Annotated in this window: 19 protein-coding genes and 1 tRNA gene; 3 read left to right on the top strand and 17 right to left on the bottom strand. The window is 36.0% G+C overall.

Annotated elements, in window-relative coordinates:
• Window positions 1-21 precede the first annotated feature (21 nt).
• The 3 genes from ispE to JC2156_RS01050 form a co-directional block, all read right to left on the bottom strand.
• Window positions 22-879 (bottom strand): 4-(cytidine 5'-diphospho)-2-C-methyl-D-erythritol kinase, encoded by an 858-nt coding sequence (gene ispE / locus JC2156_RS01060; protein ID WP_006844992.1) that lies wholly within the window; start codon window positions 877-879, stop codon window positions 22-24.
• Between the two features lie 260 nt (window positions 880-1139).
• Window positions 1140-1700 (bottom strand): hypothetical protein, encoded by a 561-nt coding sequence (locus JC2156_RS01055; RefSeq protein ID WP_006844991.1) that lies wholly within the window; start codon window positions 1698-1700, stop codon window positions 1140-1142.
• A gap of 41 nt (window positions 1701-1741) precedes the next feature.
• Window positions 1742-3088, bottom strand: coding sequence for an ATP-binding cassette domain-containing protein (locus tag JC2156_RS01050; RefSeq protein WP_006844990.1), 1347 nt, complete (start codon window positions 3086-3088; stop codon window positions 1742-1744).
• Between the two features lie 271 nt (window positions 3089-3359).
• Here JC2156_RS01050 and JC2156_RS01045 point away from each other — a divergent pair.
• Window positions 3360-3431: transfer RNA gene (locus JC2156_RS01045), tRNA-Arg, on the top strand.
• 228 nt (window positions 3432-3659) lie between these two features.
• On the opposite strand, the gene JC2156_RS01040 is transcribed toward JC2156_RS01045, so the two are convergent.
• Together JC2156_RS01040 and JC2156_RS01035 are read right to left on the bottom strand one after the other, a co-directional pair.
• On the bottom strand, window positions 3660-4391 hold the full coding sequence (locus tag JC2156_RS01040) for a 3-oxoacyl-ACP reductase (RefSeq protein WP_006844989.1): 732 nt from the start codon (window positions 4389-4391) through the stop codon (window positions 3660-3662).
• A gap of 15 nt (window positions 4392-4406) precedes the next feature.
• Entirely contained in the window at window positions 4407-4901 is a 495-nt protein-coding gene (locus JC2156_RS01035; RefSeq protein WP_006844988.1) for a QueT transporter family protein, read from the bottom strand.
• 172 nt (window positions 4902-5073) lie between these two features.
• Here JC2156_RS01035 and JC2156_RS01030 point away from each other — a divergent pair, with 172 nt between their 5' ends.
• Complete coding sequence (locus JC2156_RS01030) at window positions 5074-5994, top strand: DMT family transporter (protein ID WP_006844987.1); 921 nt, start codon at window positions 5074-5076, stop codon at window positions 5992-5994.
• A 55-nt stretch (window positions 5995-6049) separates the two neighbouring features.
• Here JC2156_RS01030 and JC2156_RS01025 read toward each other — a convergent pair whose 3' ends face one another.
• The 6 genes from JC2156_RS01025 to miaA all read right to left on the bottom strand — a co-directional run bounded on the left by JC2156_RS01025 (window position 6050) and on the right by miaA (window position 11358).
• Window positions 6050-6559, bottom strand: coding sequence for a hypothetical protein (locus JC2156_RS01025; protein ID WP_006844986.1), 510 nt, complete (start codon window positions 6557-6559; stop codon window positions 6050-6052).
• 2 nt (window positions 6560-6561) lie between these two features.
• Window positions 6562-7545, bottom strand: coding sequence for a hypothetical protein (locus JC2156_RS01020; RefSeq protein WP_006844985.1), 984 nt, complete (start codon window positions 7543-7545; stop codon window positions 6562-6564).
• Window positions 7538-8431, bottom strand: coding sequence for a hypothetical protein (locus JC2156_RS01015; protein WP_006844984.1), 894 nt, complete (start codon window positions 8429-8431; stop codon window positions 7538-7540). The genes JC2156_RS01020 and JC2156_RS01015 overlap by 8 nt, the downstream gene beginning before the upstream one ends.
• Window positions 8432-8661: 230 nt before the next feature.
• Entirely contained in the window at window positions 8662-10008 is a 1347-nt protein-coding gene (glnA, locus tag JC2156_RS01010; RefSeq protein ID WP_006844983.1) for a type I glutamate--ammonia ligase, read from the bottom strand.
• On the bottom strand, window positions 10005-10358 hold the full coding sequence (locus JC2156_RS01005; RefSeq protein WP_006844982.1) for a MerR family transcriptional regulator: 354 nt from the start codon (window positions 10356-10358) through the stop codon (window positions 10005-10007). The genes glnA and JC2156_RS01005 overlap by 4 nt, the downstream gene beginning before the upstream one ends.
• 76 nt (window positions 10359-10434) lie before the next feature.
• Complete coding sequence (miaA, locus tag JC2156_RS01000) at window positions 10435-11358, bottom strand: tRNA (adenosine(37)-N6)-dimethylallyltransferase MiaA (protein WP_006844981.1); 924 nt, start codon at window positions 11356-11358, stop codon at window positions 10435-10437.
• 84 nt (window positions 11359-11442) lie between these two features.
• Between miaA and JC2156_RS00995 the strand changes: the two genes are divergently transcribed.
• Window positions 11443-11622: a DUF3042 family protein gene (locus tag JC2156_RS00995; RefSeq protein WP_006844980.1), complete on the top strand. Its 180-nt coding sequence runs from the start codon at window positions 11443-11445 to the stop codon at window positions 11620-11622.
• Window positions 11623-11697: 75 nt separating this feature from the next.
• Here JC2156_RS00995 and JC2156_RS00990 read toward each other — a convergent pair whose 3' ends face one another.
• The 6 genes from JC2156_RS00990 to JC2156_RS00965 form a co-directional block, all read right to left on the bottom strand.
• Complete coding sequence (locus tag JC2156_RS00990; protein WP_006844979.1) at window positions 11698-12078, bottom strand: rhodanese-like domain-containing protein; 381 nt, start codon at window positions 12076-12078, stop codon at window positions 11698-11700.
• Between the two features lie 76 nt (window positions 12079-12154).
• On the bottom strand, window positions 12155-12664 hold the full coding sequence (locus tag JC2156_RS00985; protein WP_006844978.1) for an NUDIX domain-containing protein: 510 nt from the start codon (window positions 12662-12664) through the stop codon (window positions 12155-12157).
• Between the two features lie 77 nt (window positions 12665-12741).
• Window positions 12742-14340 (bottom strand): C40 family peptidase, encoded by a 1599-nt coding sequence (locus tag JC2156_RS00980; RefSeq protein WP_006844977.1) that lies wholly within the window; start codon window positions 14338-14340, stop codon window positions 12742-12744.
• A 406-nt stretch (window positions 14341-14746) separates the two neighbouring features.
• Window positions 14747-15712, bottom strand: coding sequence for an ROK family glucokinase (locus JC2156_RS00975; RefSeq protein ID WP_006844976.1), 966 nt, complete (start codon window positions 15710-15712; stop codon window positions 14747-14749).
• A 99-nt stretch (window positions 15713-15811) separates the two neighbouring features.
• Entirely contained in the window at window positions 15812-16024 is a 213-nt protein-coding gene (locus JC2156_RS00970; protein WP_006844975.1) for a YqgQ family protein, read from the bottom strand.
• A gap of 89 nt (window positions 16025-16113) precedes the next feature.
• Entirely contained in the window at window positions 16114-16668 is a 555-nt protein-coding gene (locus JC2156_RS00965) for a 5-formyltetrahydrofolate cyclo-ligase (protein WP_013989630.1), read from the bottom strand.
• Window positions 16669-16707: the final 39 nt, after the last annotated feature.

Genomic DNA, 16707 nt, shown 5'->3' with positions numbered 1-16707 from the left:
TTTTTTTAGCGTGTTTTTACGTTATTTTGCTAAACCGGTAATATACGTTTCACCGACAAATCCCTTTAGCCCATTATAAATGTGTTTCGCCCAACTTGCTTTTTGAGTCATTCCAAAAACAGTTGGTCCCGTTCCAGACATTTGAGCCACATCTGCACCAAATTGGAGCATTTTCTCCCGGATTCGGATAATTTCTGGAAACTGTCGTGCAGAGACCGGTTCTAAAACATTAAACATTCGTTTCACCAGTTGTGGGTATGATGATTGAGCTACTGCATTCATTAATTCCTGCATATCACCATGCTCTAATTTATCATATTTGACAGTCCTTAATAATTTAGGCGTTGAGACACTCACTGCTGGTTTAGCAATCACAAAATAAATTGGTGGCATTCTTTTTTTCAATGGCTCCACAATTTCACCCCGTCCCGTCACTCGAGAAGGCCGTGAATAAATACAATAAGGCACATCAGCGTCAATTTTTAAGCCAAGCTTAGCTAATTCCGCTTCCGATAAATTTAAATTCCACAAACGATTTAAAGCCCGCATAACTGCTGCAGCATCTGAAGAACCGCCGCCTAATCCTGCTGCGATTGGGATCCGCTTCTGAATATGAATTTCCACACCTTCATCAACATTTGCCAAGCTCTGCATTAACTCAGCTGCTTGGTATGCTAAATTTCTCTCATTTACTGGTAATAATCCCGATGTTGACTCAACTAAAATATCATGATGACAATCAGTTGTCTTAATTGTTACCGTATCGGCTAAATCAATTGAAACCATTAACATGTCCCACTCTTGCAAGCCATCAGCATGTACAAAGGGCGTATCCAAACAAATATTTAGTTTTGCATACGCACGCTCTAAGACTTCCATCGCCTTGTATCCTTTCATTAATAACTTTTGTCTTATTATAGCAAAAAAAGCTCAAAACTGTCTTGCAATGAAAAAGCGAGTCCCCTTTATATCAAATTATAATTAACCTTTATTTTATTTTTTAGTCGCATTCAAATTTAAATGGCCAAACCTATTTAACCATTTTCCCAAAAATAATAATAAAAAGGCTAGGACATTTGTCCTAACCTTTTGTAATTATTAGTTTAATTAAGCATTAAAATAAACCCACTTTAAACCAATTACATCACCGTATAATTAACAAGATAATCAAAATAAACTAATTGATCTGTCACATCAATAATCAAGTCATCTCGTTTATAAAGAATTAAACGCCAATCAGAAATTTGGTTGTCATTTCGTTCATTAATAAATTGATTCATTGTCCCATCATAGTTAAGCAATAAATAGCCTGCAAATTGTTCCAAGATGTCATTTAACTTAGTGAATTTTTGTTCCATTTTTGCCGTTTGTGGCTGGTACAAGGCTACATTGAAAGTTCCTAACTCAGGTCGAGTATTTTCAAAGTACCATTTAAATGCTAATAAATCATTCATAGTAATTCCAACATTCATTAAGTAATCCACGCTCAGACGAAAATGAATTGGTTCGACATTATCACCCACTGCAGGTACGTGAAAAAGATTAGCGTAATATTCGGCTAAATGTTGCCACTCTAAAACATTTGGTATTTTTTCAGCTAATTCAAAGGCTTCTAACTTTACCTTATCCCAATTTAAGCCAGTACTTGCTTGGCTTAAACTTAAATCAAAAAATTCGCGTACTGTTCTTAAATTATTCATCACTATCACCCATCTATCGTTTTTAGTAATTCTATTCTATGCTAAATGTTTTCTACAATCAAATTTAACTTACGCCCTTTAATTTGCCAACTTGGCCAAGCTAAATCTGTCATAAATTTTTGATCATGAGACACTAGTAAGACCGCCCCATCAAAGTCGTATAAAAATTGTTTCAATGCTGCTAAAGCTGGCAAATCCAAGAAGTTAGTCGGTTCATCTAAAACTAACAAATTAGCCTGTGTCAATAAAGTAGCAACCAAACTAACTCGGACCCGTTCTCCCCCACTCAAAGTCGCAACATCACGCTCCACCATTTCTCGACGAATTCCAAATGCACCTAAAAAATCACGTGCAACTTGAACCGATTCAACCGAATTTTTCATTACATTCCACAGAATATCTTTATGTGGATCCAATTGATCAATCTTTTGATCGAAATAGCCCACCTGAGTTTTTTTATGACGGCCAGCATCACGTAGAATCGATTGAATTAACGTGGTTTTACCTGATCCATTAGGACCCTGTAAATTAATTTTATCTGTCCCCTTAATCACTAATGAAATGCTTTCAAGTAAAATTTGTCCTGCGGGATCAAAAACATCAGTGTCAGTCAACCGTGCTAAAATTTGGGTAGGCCTTGCTATCAAAGCATTATTTAATTTTAATTTTTTAGCCGTTTGAGGTCGCTCACCTTGGCCTAATTGACCCGCCTTTTGCCGTAAATATTTAGCGTTTCCCGTTAATTGTGCTTGAACGGTATCTCCCTTCAAAGTATTATTATTTCGCTTAACTCGATCACCGGCTTGAACTTGTTTTTGGGCTTCAAATAATAGTTTCTTCTTCTTACGACTTTCTCGATTATAATCCTGGGTTGCCTGATTAAATTGTTGTTCTTTTTGTACTTGGTAATCTACATAATTCAAATGGTACGGAGTGATCATCTGTTGGTCAAATGACCAAATCTGATTGGTTATTTCTTGTAAAAAATAAGCATCATGTGATACAACTAAGAGCAATCCACGGAAACGTCGTAATTGTTGTATTAATTTATTTTGATGTGCTTCGTCTAAATTAGCAGTTGGCTCATCCAGAATCAAAATATCAGGGCGTTGAACCAGCGCTTCTCTAATTCGGCGCCAAACAGCCTCACCACCACTTTCATCGTCTAATTCAGTCATCATTTGTGGCACATAACCAATTAAACCTTGAACACTAACTTGACCACTATATTCCTCATCAATTCCTAAAATAATTTTTAATAGAGTACTTTTACCAGCCCCATTCGGCCCAACAATACCGATTTTATCACCCATTTGAGCTAATAATTTTTCAGACCTGAACAGAATTCCTTGCTCATTTAATTTTTGTATTTTATTTATTTTTATCATATAAAAAACCACCAATCTTAGTAGAACTGAGACTGATGGTTTAAAAAACACTGAAAAAACTTCTTTCAGCCACATTCCATAATCAGTCTCAAAAAAGATAATATTCCCCTAAGGAAAAATAACTCCATTTGTAATTACTGATTAGTTGCGCATTGGCTGAATACCTCGTATTTGATTAATTTGTATTATCATAACGACCATTTTTTAAAATGTCAAATAATTATATTGTATTTTTACTAAATTCTTTGTAAAATAGAGTAGTTAGTTCTTTGCCCCTGTAGCATAATGGATAGTGCAAAGGAGTTCTAACCCTGGGATGGGGGTTCAATTCCCTCCAGGGGCATAATTTAATACATTTTAATGAATTAACAATATTAACGACTAATTATCTGTAATGATAATTAGTCGTTTTTATTTTTTAATAATAATGCCTATTGTAATTAGTCAACACAAAGCCAACTTCTCCTAGTTGCATCTACCATTATGTAAACAAAATAAGTTGAACATCAGACGTAATAACCAAAAATAACCTTCAATCAGCCGTTGCCAATCAAAGATTATCCGTTTTACTTTATTTAATCGTCCATCCGCCATCAATCGTAAAAACTTGTCCCTGAACATACCGTGCTTCAGGGCTAGTCAAATAGAGTGTTAAATCAGCGACTTCCTGAGCCTGAGACCACCGATGTATCGGCGTTTGAGCTGCAACTTCTTTGGCCATGGCACCATCACCAGCGAAATCAGCCGCATTCATAGGCGTATTCACTGCCCCAGGAGCAATTCCATTAATATGAATATTTTTATCTGCATAATCCAAAGCCAACTGTTTCATCCAGCCAACCAATGCATGTTTGGACATGGTATAAGCTGCACCACCACCACCAGCCACTTGACCCGCAATTGAAGTCATATAAACAATAGTACCTCGCTGCCGTTTAACCATTCCGGCTAAAATCGGTAAAGTAATTTGCACTGCTGCATTCACATTAATTGCCATCAATTGTTGAATCGCTTCATAATTAGTATCTAATGCTGGTGTGAAAGCATCTAGCACCCCTGCTGTACTTAAAAAAATATCAATTTGACTTAAATCGGTTTCTTTCAGCCAAGCCGTTACCGCCCGTACATCCCCCAAATCAACTTGGAATGTAATTAAATTATCATGCTGAATGGGAACTAAGTGTCGATCCAACACCCATACGCGTGCTCCTAAATCCAGATAGGTTTGTACTTGAGCTAGCCCAATTCCAGAAGCGCCACCCGTAATAAACACAATTTGGTTTTGATAATCTTGAGAAATCATCTGTTTCACCTACTTCTAAATTGACAAATCGATTCTTTTTTGTAAAAAATAAATTAAGATAGCACCAATAACTAATGAGCAAAGCTCACCTGCCGCTAACCAACCATAGCTTAACCAAAAAGGTAGTTTAAAAATCCAATATTGTTCTACAGCAACCGACCACATCATAATGGTGTCAATGACAATACTTATGGTCAACTTCATCCATATTTGGTCAACTTTTTTGGTTGCCCAATATGATAAGCTGGTCATCACTAGGGTCCCCAAAGTTCCAAAAATAACATCCACAATTCCTAATGGTGAAGTCAAATTAGCAATAAAGACACCAATGGTAACAGCAATAATATAGCGTTTATTGAATATTGCCAAATGATTAAATCCCTCCGATAAACGTAACTGAATTTGCCCATAAGCAAAAGGAGCTACCAACCAGGTCACCGCTACATACAGTCCGGCCACAATACTCATCAAAGCTATTTCTCGAGCAGACCACTTATTTCTTAACTTCATCTTATTACTCCTAGTTTTTTATTATAAATCCTTTACAATCAAAGTAAGGCTTTTATGCGTGGGATGGTTACGAACCACTAAAAACCATCATAGCACAAATTAATTGACGCAGAAACACCATAACTTCAAACTTCTGCTACAATGAAACCATCATATTTTTTTAGGAGGCACTATGTCGAACCAAACAAAAGGATTAATTTTTGCCATTGCCGGCCCTGTCTTTTGGGGCTTAAACAGTATTGCTGTCAAAGTATTATTAGAACTAGGGATTAATTCCCAATGGTTTGCTACTTTTAGATTATTAACCGCAGGCGCCCTAATTCTTATTTTTGCTGGCTTAAGAAGACCAAAGCAAATTTTAGCACCTTTTAAAACACCCCGTAGTTTGATTCAGTTATTAATTTTTTCAATTGTGGGTATGTTTTCAATTCAGTATGCTTATGTTATGGCTATCCATTTTGGAAATGCTGCTACGGCAACCGTCTTACAGTTCACTAACCCCATCATGATTGTTATTTTCTTAGCATTAATGAAACGCCGTTTTCCTCGGCAACAAGATGTCATTTCAATTATCTTAGCCGTAATTGGAACCTTTTTACTAGCTACCCACGGTCAAATCGGGAATTTAGCTATGTCAAAGCTTGCCCTCCTTTGGGGCTTGATTGCTGCTGTCGCGACCGTCTTTTATACTTTATTACCACAAGAGTTAATTGATAACTTTGGGGCTGTTTCGATTTCTGGTTGGGCCATGTTAATTGCCGGAATCTTTTCTAATTTTCTACATCCAGTTTGGCAAAATGTGCCTCAATTTACACCTAAAATCATTAGTTTATTAGCTTTCTCAATTATTTTAGGAACAGCCTTTGCTTATCTCATCTTCATACAAAGTTTGACCCTTATTACACCAACAACTGCTAGTACCTTGGGAGCCGTTGAACCACTAATTGCTACCATTTTAAGTGTGACCCTCTTCCATATTAACTTTGGTTGGATTGACTTTATTGGAGCAATTTTAATTATTAGTACTGTGTTCTTACAAGCTTTTCAACCAAAAGAAAAACGTTCTAAATTTGACACTAAACAAATAAAATAATATATATTTAAAACAAAAAGAGGCTAGGATTATTTAATCCCAACCTCTTTTTTATTTATTCGTCAATCTGATTGAGTTGTTGCATAACTAATTCATTTAATTCAACTGGTTCTAAGTTTAATTCAAACAAACCTAGTTTTAAATATGAATGCCAAGCATGCTCAAAATCACTTTGCCTTTTTTGATGATAGCTATTAAGTAACATTGTCATCAATCCCATATATTGATGGTTTAAGTTACGTTGTGGGAATTTTCTTAATTTTTCTAAATCCTCAGCTTCTAATACCATTAAATGGGTCCATTGTTGCTTTAAACTGATCAATAGAAATTGGATAAGGCCTTGTGCAAATAAAGTTTTGCTTGGGTCAGATATAACCATCTTTGTCCCTTTTAAATTAAAATTAATCGCCTCTGTTTGAGATGACAAACTGGTTAGTGTTTGCATCAAATTAAGATAATCATTTAATAATAAATCATCTCGCTTTAAAGGCCGTTCCCATTCATCAGGGACTGTCAAAAACATGGCCCGCGCCAAGCGTAAATATGTCGCAAAATCTAATTCCATTCTTAAACACTCCGTGGTTGTAAAATTTCAACATTAACTACTTCTGATTTTACTGTCAATGTGCCTTCATCAAAAATAATTTGATTCGAGGCTATTTCAATATTATGCCGTTCATTCAAATACCAAGAACCTATAAAGTTGTAATCTAGAAGAATATCTAACCATGAGATACTATCTTGTCCATCCAAAACTTGGAAATGCCATTCTTTGTCTCCCAAAGCTTGTGGATTTTGATCATAAAAGATACGCATTTCAACGTCTCGATCTAGTATCATTGCTGCCCCATTCGTGATAGCCTGCATGAAATAGTTTGATTCTGCTGAAAGCACAAACAAACGATCCAACATTCCTTCAGAAATTCCATTTTGAGTTATGGAATATAGGTACTCATCTGCTGTTTCCAAAATATTATAATCGACATGATACCCAAAGGTTGACTCTAAATAATGACCGAAAGTTCTTAATAGATCAGCAATAATTCTAATATTATCAGCAATATCTTTGGATAGATAATTATCAACTAACAAGCTTGTCAATGCATGCGAATTGAACAGTAGCTCTTGACGTTCCAATGACCAATAAAATAGTTTTTGTTTCGTTCCCATCTCCATAAAGTAGACACCACCAGCTTGACCTGGATTTTCTACAAATTGAAAAACTCCCGGCACTTGAAGTTGCTGAAAGACCATTGCTAATTCTTCACGATCCTCTGGTGTCAGAAGATCATATCCTGTAGCTCCAGCTAACGATAAGAAACGATGCATAGCCAATAAATACCAATCAGTTGTTTTATATTGACGTGGTGCCACAACCCAATTAGTATCTAATTGATACCCGACCAGTTGTGCCAAACCTTTGTGAATAGCATGTGGATCATTCACAGTATTTAGTAAATTAATTTCCTTTAATTGTTTTGAAATTTTTTCAACGTCATTTTGCAGTAAGTCTGTATAGGCTGTTAAATGTCCTTGAATATGATCAGTCATGGATTCGTCCTCCATTCGTTGATAATGGTCGATCATCTAATTGTTTTACGTAATCACGATAGAGATCCTTAACAGCGACTTTAAAGTTTTCAAAGTTACCAAATTGGTCATTAATTGCCCGTTGCTCATAAATCAAAATGGTATCTTCTTTAGAATAATTTAGGATTAAATCATTGTTCTCAGCAATTAATTTGGGAACTTCCCAAGCTTTTTCATCCATACTGCGAATTTCACTCAACCGTTGTTTTAAAAATTCACGGCGCGCTTTATTCTCTTGTGATTCAAACATACCAGGCTTTTCGCCGATCTTTTCCAATTCTTTTTGAAATTGATCACGTTCCTGGTCGCGTTCATCTTGTTTATCTACAATCTTTTGTAATTTTTCGTTTGCTTTAGTTGTTTTCTCAATAATATCAGTATGATAACGGCGCCCTTCAGTTGCTAATTCAACTGATTTTTGTAACATTTCGTACTCGTCTTCATCAAAAATAAAAGTCACCGTAATCGGATCTAACAATCCAAAATGACGACGATCCCACCAATTTCCAAAATAAAGTTGATATACTCCTCGTGTATCTTCTTCATAATAGAAAAAAGGGAATCTTTCTGATAAGTATTGAATTAATCGTTGCGATAAATGATGTGATAATGCTTCCATCAAATCATCAATCATTCTAAAATCACGTTGATTATCAGTGACATCAATTTGTTCTTTAATAATAGTTGAATATTTCTTGCTATCTAATAGTTGAAACAGTTTGCGATCATTATCTTCATTGATCGCCTGCTGTACATCACTAATATATTGCAATTTTGCTTCTAACGCGTTTGAAAACTGAGCACGCTCATCTAGTATCTCAGTTTTCAAATATGGTGTCTGCTCCATAACCAACCTCCTGAAAATTTTATTAACGATTTATAATCTTAATTTTACACTGTTCCTTTAGAATTGATATGCCAATTTATCACTCTATAATCTTTCTTAAAAATTCTATTAACCAGTAATCCATTGCCTTTAACTATTAAAAAAGCCCGAAAGTTATTTGGACTTTCAAGGCCTAGCGTGAAAAGTCACGTTAAAATCATACTTTTGATAAATTTTTATTTAATCTAACATTAATATTGTTGAATATACGTATCAATTTCCCACTGTGACACATGTTGCCGATATGAAGCATATTCAACTCGTTTAGCAGCAACAAAAGTATTAGCCATATTTTTTCCCAAAGCATCTACCATGGTTTCGTCTTCTTCGAATTGATCTAATGCTGCCAATAGTGTATCTGGCAAATTAGTAATTCCTGCCCTTTTCCGCTCGTTTTCATCCATTAGATAAATATTTTGATCCACCGCATGATTTGGTGTTAATTCGCGATCAAGTCCATCTAAACCAGCAGTTAAAATAGCTGCAAACGCAGTGTACGGATTGGCAGTCGGATCAACTGAACGCAACTCTAAACGGGTTGAATTTCCACGCGCTGCTGGAATTCGAACCATTGGCGAACGATTAGAAGCCGACCAAGCTACATAAACAGGAGCCTCAAAACCAGGTGTCAAACGCTTATATGAGTTTACTGTTGGATTTGTAATAGCCGTAAATGAGGCTGCATGTTCCAAAATTCCGCCCATGAATTGATAAGCTTCTTCTGATAATTGTAATTCATCACTTTCATTATAAAAAATGTTACCATTTTCATTGAAAAGCGACATATTAACATGCATTCCATTCCCGTTAATGCCTGTTACCGGTTTAGGCAAGAAAGTTGCATATAAACCATGTTTACGTGCAATCGTTTTAACAATAATCTTAAAAGTTTGAATGTTGTCAGCCGCATCTAAAGCATCTGAATATTTAAAGTCAACTTCATGTTGTCCAGGAGCGACTTCATGATGCGCTGCTTCAACTTCAAAGCCCATCTTTTCCATTTCCAAAACAATCTCACGTCGAGTATTTTCACCCAAATCCAATGGAGCCAAATCAAAATACCCCCCATGATCATTTAATTTCATGGTTGGCTCACCATTTTCATCCATTTTAAATAAGAAAAATTCTGGCTCAGTACCCAAATTGAATTCTTTAAATCCTCGTTTTTGCATATCTTTCAAGACACGTTTCAAATTACTACGTGGATCTCCCGCGAAAGGTTGATGATCAACTGTATAAATATCTGCGATTAAACGAGCAACTTTACCCCCGTTTTCATCGGTTGCCCAAGGAAAAATCATGAAGGTATCTAGGTCAGGATACAAATACATATCAGACTCTTCAATTCGAACAAAACCATCAATAGATGAACCATCAAACATCATCTTATTATTCAGTACTTTATCCACCTGTGATACTGGTACCTCGACATTTTTAATGGTTCCAAAAACGTCCGTAAATTGAAGCCGCAAAAATTGTACATTTTCTTTTGCAATAATCTCTTTAATTTCATTCTTTGAATACTTATGTTTTGTCATGATATATCCCCTCTTTGGCTTGTTCCAAAACGACCAATTTGAATAAATTCGGCTTGTAATGACCGACGAACTGCATCTTGATCGAGAGTAGCAGCTTTTTTTTGCTTCTTTTGATCAACGGCGTGAATATCAGCAATTGAATAACCAGCATCTAAATAATCCGCAATTTCCATTAATCGTTCAATCTGATTCAACGAATAACGACGTTGTTTACCAGATCCACGCTCCGGATAAATTAAATTTTGCTGATCATAGTAACGGATTTGTCGCGCACTTAATCCAGTTAATTGCGAAACTACCCCCATCGGTAGAATTGCTAAATCTTGCCTTAACTGCCGTGTTCGTGTCATTTTTATTCTCCTTTACTCCTTCAATAAGCTATATTATAGTCATTTTAGTCAAATTTAAGGAATTTGATGTTAGCTTTTATGCCATGAAATTCTGAATATCAGTTTCAATTTCATCAAGTTGGGCTGGATTTTTTACCAAATCATACCAATTAATATCATTAAATTGATTCCTAAACCACGTTAATTGCCTTTTTGCATAACGCCTTGAGGCTTGTTTTAACTCCGCCACACCTTGTTCTAATGTTTCAGACTGATCCAAAACAGGGAATAATTCCTTATACCCAATTGCTTTTTTAGCCGTCGCTGCATCTGGTAATTCAGAAACCATAGCAACTTCATCCATTAAGCCTAAAGTTAACATGTGATCAACGCGCTGATTAATTCGATCATACAAAACTTGACGATCAGTATCTAAGCCAATGATATAAGCATCATATTGCCTTTTAGGTTGCGGCTGTAAGCTAGAAAATGGTTGTCCCTTTGTTTGACTAATCGCTAAGGCTCGAATCATACGCCGAATTTGACCTGGTAAAATACGCTCTGCACTCACTAAATCAACCTTGGCCAAAGCTTCACGTAATGGATTTTCACCAAATTGCGCAACTTGTTGCTCCCAAGCTGTAATAAAATCCGGTTCGATTTGAACATCATCGACTGGTGCCAAAGGACGATCCCCTAATAATGCTTGGAGATAAAAACCAGTCCCACCTACAATAATAGGAATTTTACCTCGGCTTGCTATTTCATGAATATTCTCTTGCGCCTTCCTTACAAACTGAGCCACTGAAAAATTTTCAGTTGGTTCTAATAGATCAATCAAGTGATGGGGGACTTGATCCTGTTCAGCTTTTGTAGCCTTAGCCGTCCCTATATCAAGGTGTCGATAAATTTGCATCGAATCACCAGAAATAATCTCCCCATCAAATTTTTTAGCCAGTTGAAGTGATAAATCTGTTTTTCCGACTGCCGTGGGTCCAGCAATCACAATTATTTTTTGCATTTTGTTTCCTTTCACAGCTTTTAGACATATCTTAAGTAGTTTCGTGATAAAATATAAGTATTAAAAGAATATGAGGTGTTTATTATGAAAAAATTTGGTTTAGGAATGTTAACAGGAGTTGTTGGAACCATTGCCAGTCTAGCCGGAGTCGCTAAGGTTTATCATAAAATTGCAATCGAACCCATCGAAAAAGAAGAAGCTCAATTCGAAGCTACTGAAATTCGCGGAGCTCGCAAGGCCGGAAATTCACATACTGCCCGTTAATAAATAGGGGATAGAACAATTATTCCTAATACACATAGAGAGGCCAGGACAGATTTGTCCTAGCCTCTCATTTTTTTATTTAGTTTTACCAGTATACTTTGACATGCCCCCTTTAAGGACCACAACATCAGTATAACCTTCTTTTTTTAACTTTCCTGCAACTCTTCCAGCAGCTTGGTTGTCGGCATCAACAAAATACACTGGCTTATCCCGACGAATTGCTGAAGTGTTTTGCATCAAATATTGCATTGGAATATTTCGTGCACCCAAAACATGCTTACTTTTAAAGTCAGCTGCATCTCTCAAATCAATGATTTGACCATTTCGACTTTGTTGCTCAAATTCTTCACTTTCCAACACGGTTGCTTTTCGCTTCAAAGAAAAGGCCGTCCAGTAACGCAGCCCAAAAGTCAAAACTAAGTAAATGACGATAATTGCAATTATGGTATACCACATAAAAAATTCCCTCTAGATTTCTGATAAATTTATACTATTAATTTTAGCATAAAAAAGTTAACATAATCTAATTAAACTAGTCATTTTTGGTAATTATCTGTGTTTGACCTGTCGCTAGGTACTTTTTGTAAACATCGTAAACAGCCTGGCCAGCAAATGTTAAATTGACTTCTTCAATTTCAGCAAGGGTCATCCATTTTTTAGCATCAATTTCTGTTTGATCGATCTCCATTAATTCATGCTGTACAACGGAAGTAAAAAAAACGTTAGTAAAAAGTTGAGTTTCATCCCCATTTGCATATTTAGCTCGATAATTTTCACCAGAAACTGATCCAATCAGCTTAAGATCATCCGGATCAACCATCAACCCCGATTCTTCTTGAGCTTCACGGCTGGCATTCTCAGCCCAGGACATCTCAGGTTCTACATAACCACCAGGAAATGACCAGCCATTAAAATCACGATTATAAATTAACATCAATTTGCCGGACTTCTCAATAACAACATCAATTGTTGGCATTACCAATTTAAAATCATGACCAATATATTTTCGTATTTGCGCAACATATGAATCTCTATATGGCATTTTACTCTCCTTACTCTATTTTTACTTAAAATAAAAACCCATGACCATTAAAAAGTCACGAGTTTTTTTATTTTATATTAACGTAAAGTTCCAGCAAAGCTTGGCATCCATGAAGCTGTAAGAGTTTGTACACGCACAACATCTCCTGGTTGTGGTGCAGCAATAAATTGGTTATTTCCAAGATAAATTCCTACGTGGTAAGTTGCTCCTGGTGTTCCCCAGAACAAAAGGTCTCCTGGTTGAGCTGCAGAAACAGAAATGCTAGTTGTTGCACTTTCTTGTGCCACAGTATAGGCTGGGAAGTTAGAAGTCATTCCTGAGTGGTTATAAACCCAAGCAGTAAATCCTGAACAATCTAATCCAGTTGCTGGTGTGTGTCCGCCCCAAACATAAGGGATTCCTGTCAATGACATTGCTACATCATACCAAGAACCTTGATTTTGGCTGTTGTTAGTAGTTGCAGTTTCTTTTGCTGGTGTAGCAGTCTCTGTAGCTGCTGGAGCAGCAGCTTCTGTTGACTTAGTATTGTCAGTTGTAGCAGCCTTAGGTGCAGCTTCAGATTCGTGACGTCCACCATTAACCCATGCATTATATTCTGAGACATTCATGAAGCCGTCATTGTCAGAATCAGCATTGGCATTATATTGTAAATCAGCAACTTTAGTTCCATCAACGGCTGTGTTAGCATCGCTTGTTGCAGCTGTGTCAGCTGTAGCTGATGATGCAGCTGTCTCTGTTGACTTAGCATTGTCAGTTGTAGCTTCTGAAGCTGCTTCAGCTTCGTGACGTCCGCCATTAACCCATGCGTTATATTCTGAAACAGTCATGAAGCCATCGTTATCAGAATCAGCATTGACGTTGTATTGTAAGTCAGCAACTTTAGTTCCGTCAACAGCTGCATTGGCATCGCTTGTTGCAGCTGTGTCAGTTGTAGCTTCTGATGATGCAGTAGTTTCTGTTGACTTAGCATCTTCAGTTGTAGCTTCTGAAGCTGCTTCAGCTTCGTGACGTCCGCCATTAACCCATGCGTTATATTCTGAAACAGTCATGAAGCCATCGTTATCAGAATCAGCATTGACGTTGTATTGTAAGTCAGCAACTTTAGTTCCGTCAACAGCTGCATCAGCATCGCTTGTTGCAGCTGTGTCAGTTGTAGCTTCTGATGATACAGCATCTTCAGTTGTAGCTTCTGAAGCTGCTTCAGCTTCGTGACGTCCACCATTAACCCATGCATTATATTCTGAAACAGTCATGAAGTTATCATTATCAGAATCAGCATTGACATTGTATTGTAAGTCAGTGATCTTAGTCCCATCAACAGCGGTGTAAGCATCACTGGTAGTATTAGCTTCTGATGTTTTAGCATCAGTATTGTTGGCTGATAATTGTAGAGTTTCACCAACAATAATCATATTCTTATCAGATATACCATTAAACTTTACCAAATCATCTAAAGATACATCATTAGCTTTAGCGATTTTAGTTAAAGTATCACCTGATTGAATTTTATATGTATTAGTTGATTGTCCAAGATTTTGAACCGCTGCTTTCGTATCATCAGCGTTAACCATTTGATCATTTTGATTAATTTGTACCAATGCCCCAGCCGTTACTGCTGCTGCAGCAACGATCATTTTACCAGTATTTGACAGTTTTATATTTTCTAAATTCGACATTTTTGTACCCCTTCGAGTATATTTGTTGAGGTAATCCTTAATTACTATAGGATTACTTACTAATATTGTTTTGTAAATAAATTCTGACAGTTAGCAACTAATGTAAAAAATAATTTTGACAGTATTGATAACTATAACAAATATTATCGCATATTCTCATTTATTTTCAATTACAGAAACGCTTTAATTATCTAGCTATTGGTTTAATTCCCTTTAAATAGGGATTCATTCAACTGTTAAAAATTTCATATTCTTACATTAAGTAAATTTTAACATCTTTTAGCTTTCTTTACCATTTTAAAAGAAATTTAATATTTACATTTTTATAACAAAAGTATAACGCTACATTACCAAAAAAAAGATTTCCCCAAAAAAGTTGAGTAAATCTTTATTTATTTCAGCTTGATTATGCTTGTTTAGATAACAAACCAGCTCCATAAACTCCAGCATCATTTCCTAAAACTGCCAATTTAATGTCAGTATTTTCACGTACTGGTTGGAATGCAAATTTCATAAAGTTAGTTTTCACTCGTTCTAATAAGAAAGGTCCAGCTGCTGAAACTCCGCCACCAATAACGATAGCTGATGGATTTAAAGTATTAGCCAAATTAGCTGAGGCATATCCAAGATAGAATGCAACTTGATCAACCACCTCATTTGCCAAATAATCATCATTTTTAGCTAAATCAAAAACAATTTTAGATGTCACCTCAGCTCCATCATCAATCATCGCTTTTAGTTCTGATTTTCCAGCATATGCTTCTGCCAAGTCTTGAGCAAGGTGAACAACCCCCGTTGCTGAAGCATATTGTTCCAAACAACCATGGTTTCCACATGTACATAGGTATCCATCAGGTTTAACAACAATATGACCTACTTCACCAGCTGTTCCATAAGCTCCATGCATCAAGTGACCATCATTGATAATTCCACCGCCAACACCAGTTCCTAATGTAATGAAGACCACTTCTTGTGCATTTTCACCGGCACCACGCCATTGTTCTCCCAAAGCAGCTGCATTAGCATCATTATCAATTGTCAAAGGTAAGCCAGTTCCTTGTTCAATTTCAGCTTTAACTTGAACTGGCGTCTCTTGCCAATTTAGATTATAAGCTGATCGGACTGTTCCCTTTTGATAATCAACCGTACCTGGAGTTCCCATTCCAATTCCAATAATACGTTCTTTTGGTAATTCATATAGATCAAGATGATGATTAATTGATTCAACAATATCAGGTACGATATGTTCTCCATCATCTAAAACGTTGGTACGAATCGACCATTTTTGCTGAATTTCACCATCCGCAGTCATAATCGCAAACTTGATCGTTGTACCACCTAAATCAACACCAATTAATTTATCTTTTTGCATCTTAAAATACTCCCCCGCAAGATTTCAATGTATGCGTTTTCAATAACCTTTTATATTGTACAAAACAAATCCTATAAAAGTCAATGAAAGCGATTTAATTTATTTTTTTAATTCTAAGCGATGTTCTCGTTCTAATACCAATTTAGTTCGCAAATATAAATCGTTATCAATTAAACTTGCTTTAGCCAAATTATCAACTTCAATAGCTGCTAACTCTATATCCCACAAACGCTCACCCACGTGAATATAAATATCATAAACTTTTAGTAAATTTAGCACATCTTTAAAAGTTTGCATTGGTCGTTGTTCCATTTAACACCTCGTTTTTTACATACTTTTTAAATATTTTTTGAAATCACCATATCAGTTATGATACAGAAATATCTTACCATATCTTGTCCTTATTCGATCGTTAGTTTTATTACTTTATCCATAGGCTGATCCATTTCTTCAACATTCCACGTTGGTATTGGTTGCCAATTATTAGCTATCGTCATTCCTACTCGATAACCCTTACTTTGTCTTAAATATCGATCATAGTATCCTCCTCCAAATCCAATACGATGACCATCAGCACTAAAAAACAAACCTGGAACTACGAATAAATCGATTATATTAGGCGGAACTATTTGCCCAGTAATTGGTTCCAAAATTCCAAATGTACTTTTTTCATAAATAGTCTCTGGTGTCACTACAACAAATTCCATTACAGTTTTAGTTTTAACTTTAGGTACCACAACTGTTTTTTGTTGCTGAAAAGCAATCTGAATTAGCAAACTAGTCGGAATTTCAAATGTAGTCGCCATTGAAACGGCCACTACTTGGCTCGTTTTCCATTGTACTAGTTGAGTAACCATTTTAGGTAACTGCGTTAACAGTTCAACCCTCTGTGATGTTGTGACCCTTTTTAAATTTTCCAGAGCTTGCTGCCTTAATATTTTTTTAGATATCATCATAAGCCACTCTCATACTTTATCTTGAATAATTATTGTGTA

Source organism: Weissella koreensis KCTC 3621, assembly GCF_000277645.1.
Note: the sequence above shows the minus strand (reverse complement) of the source record. Positions and strands in the feature narration are given on the sequence as shown.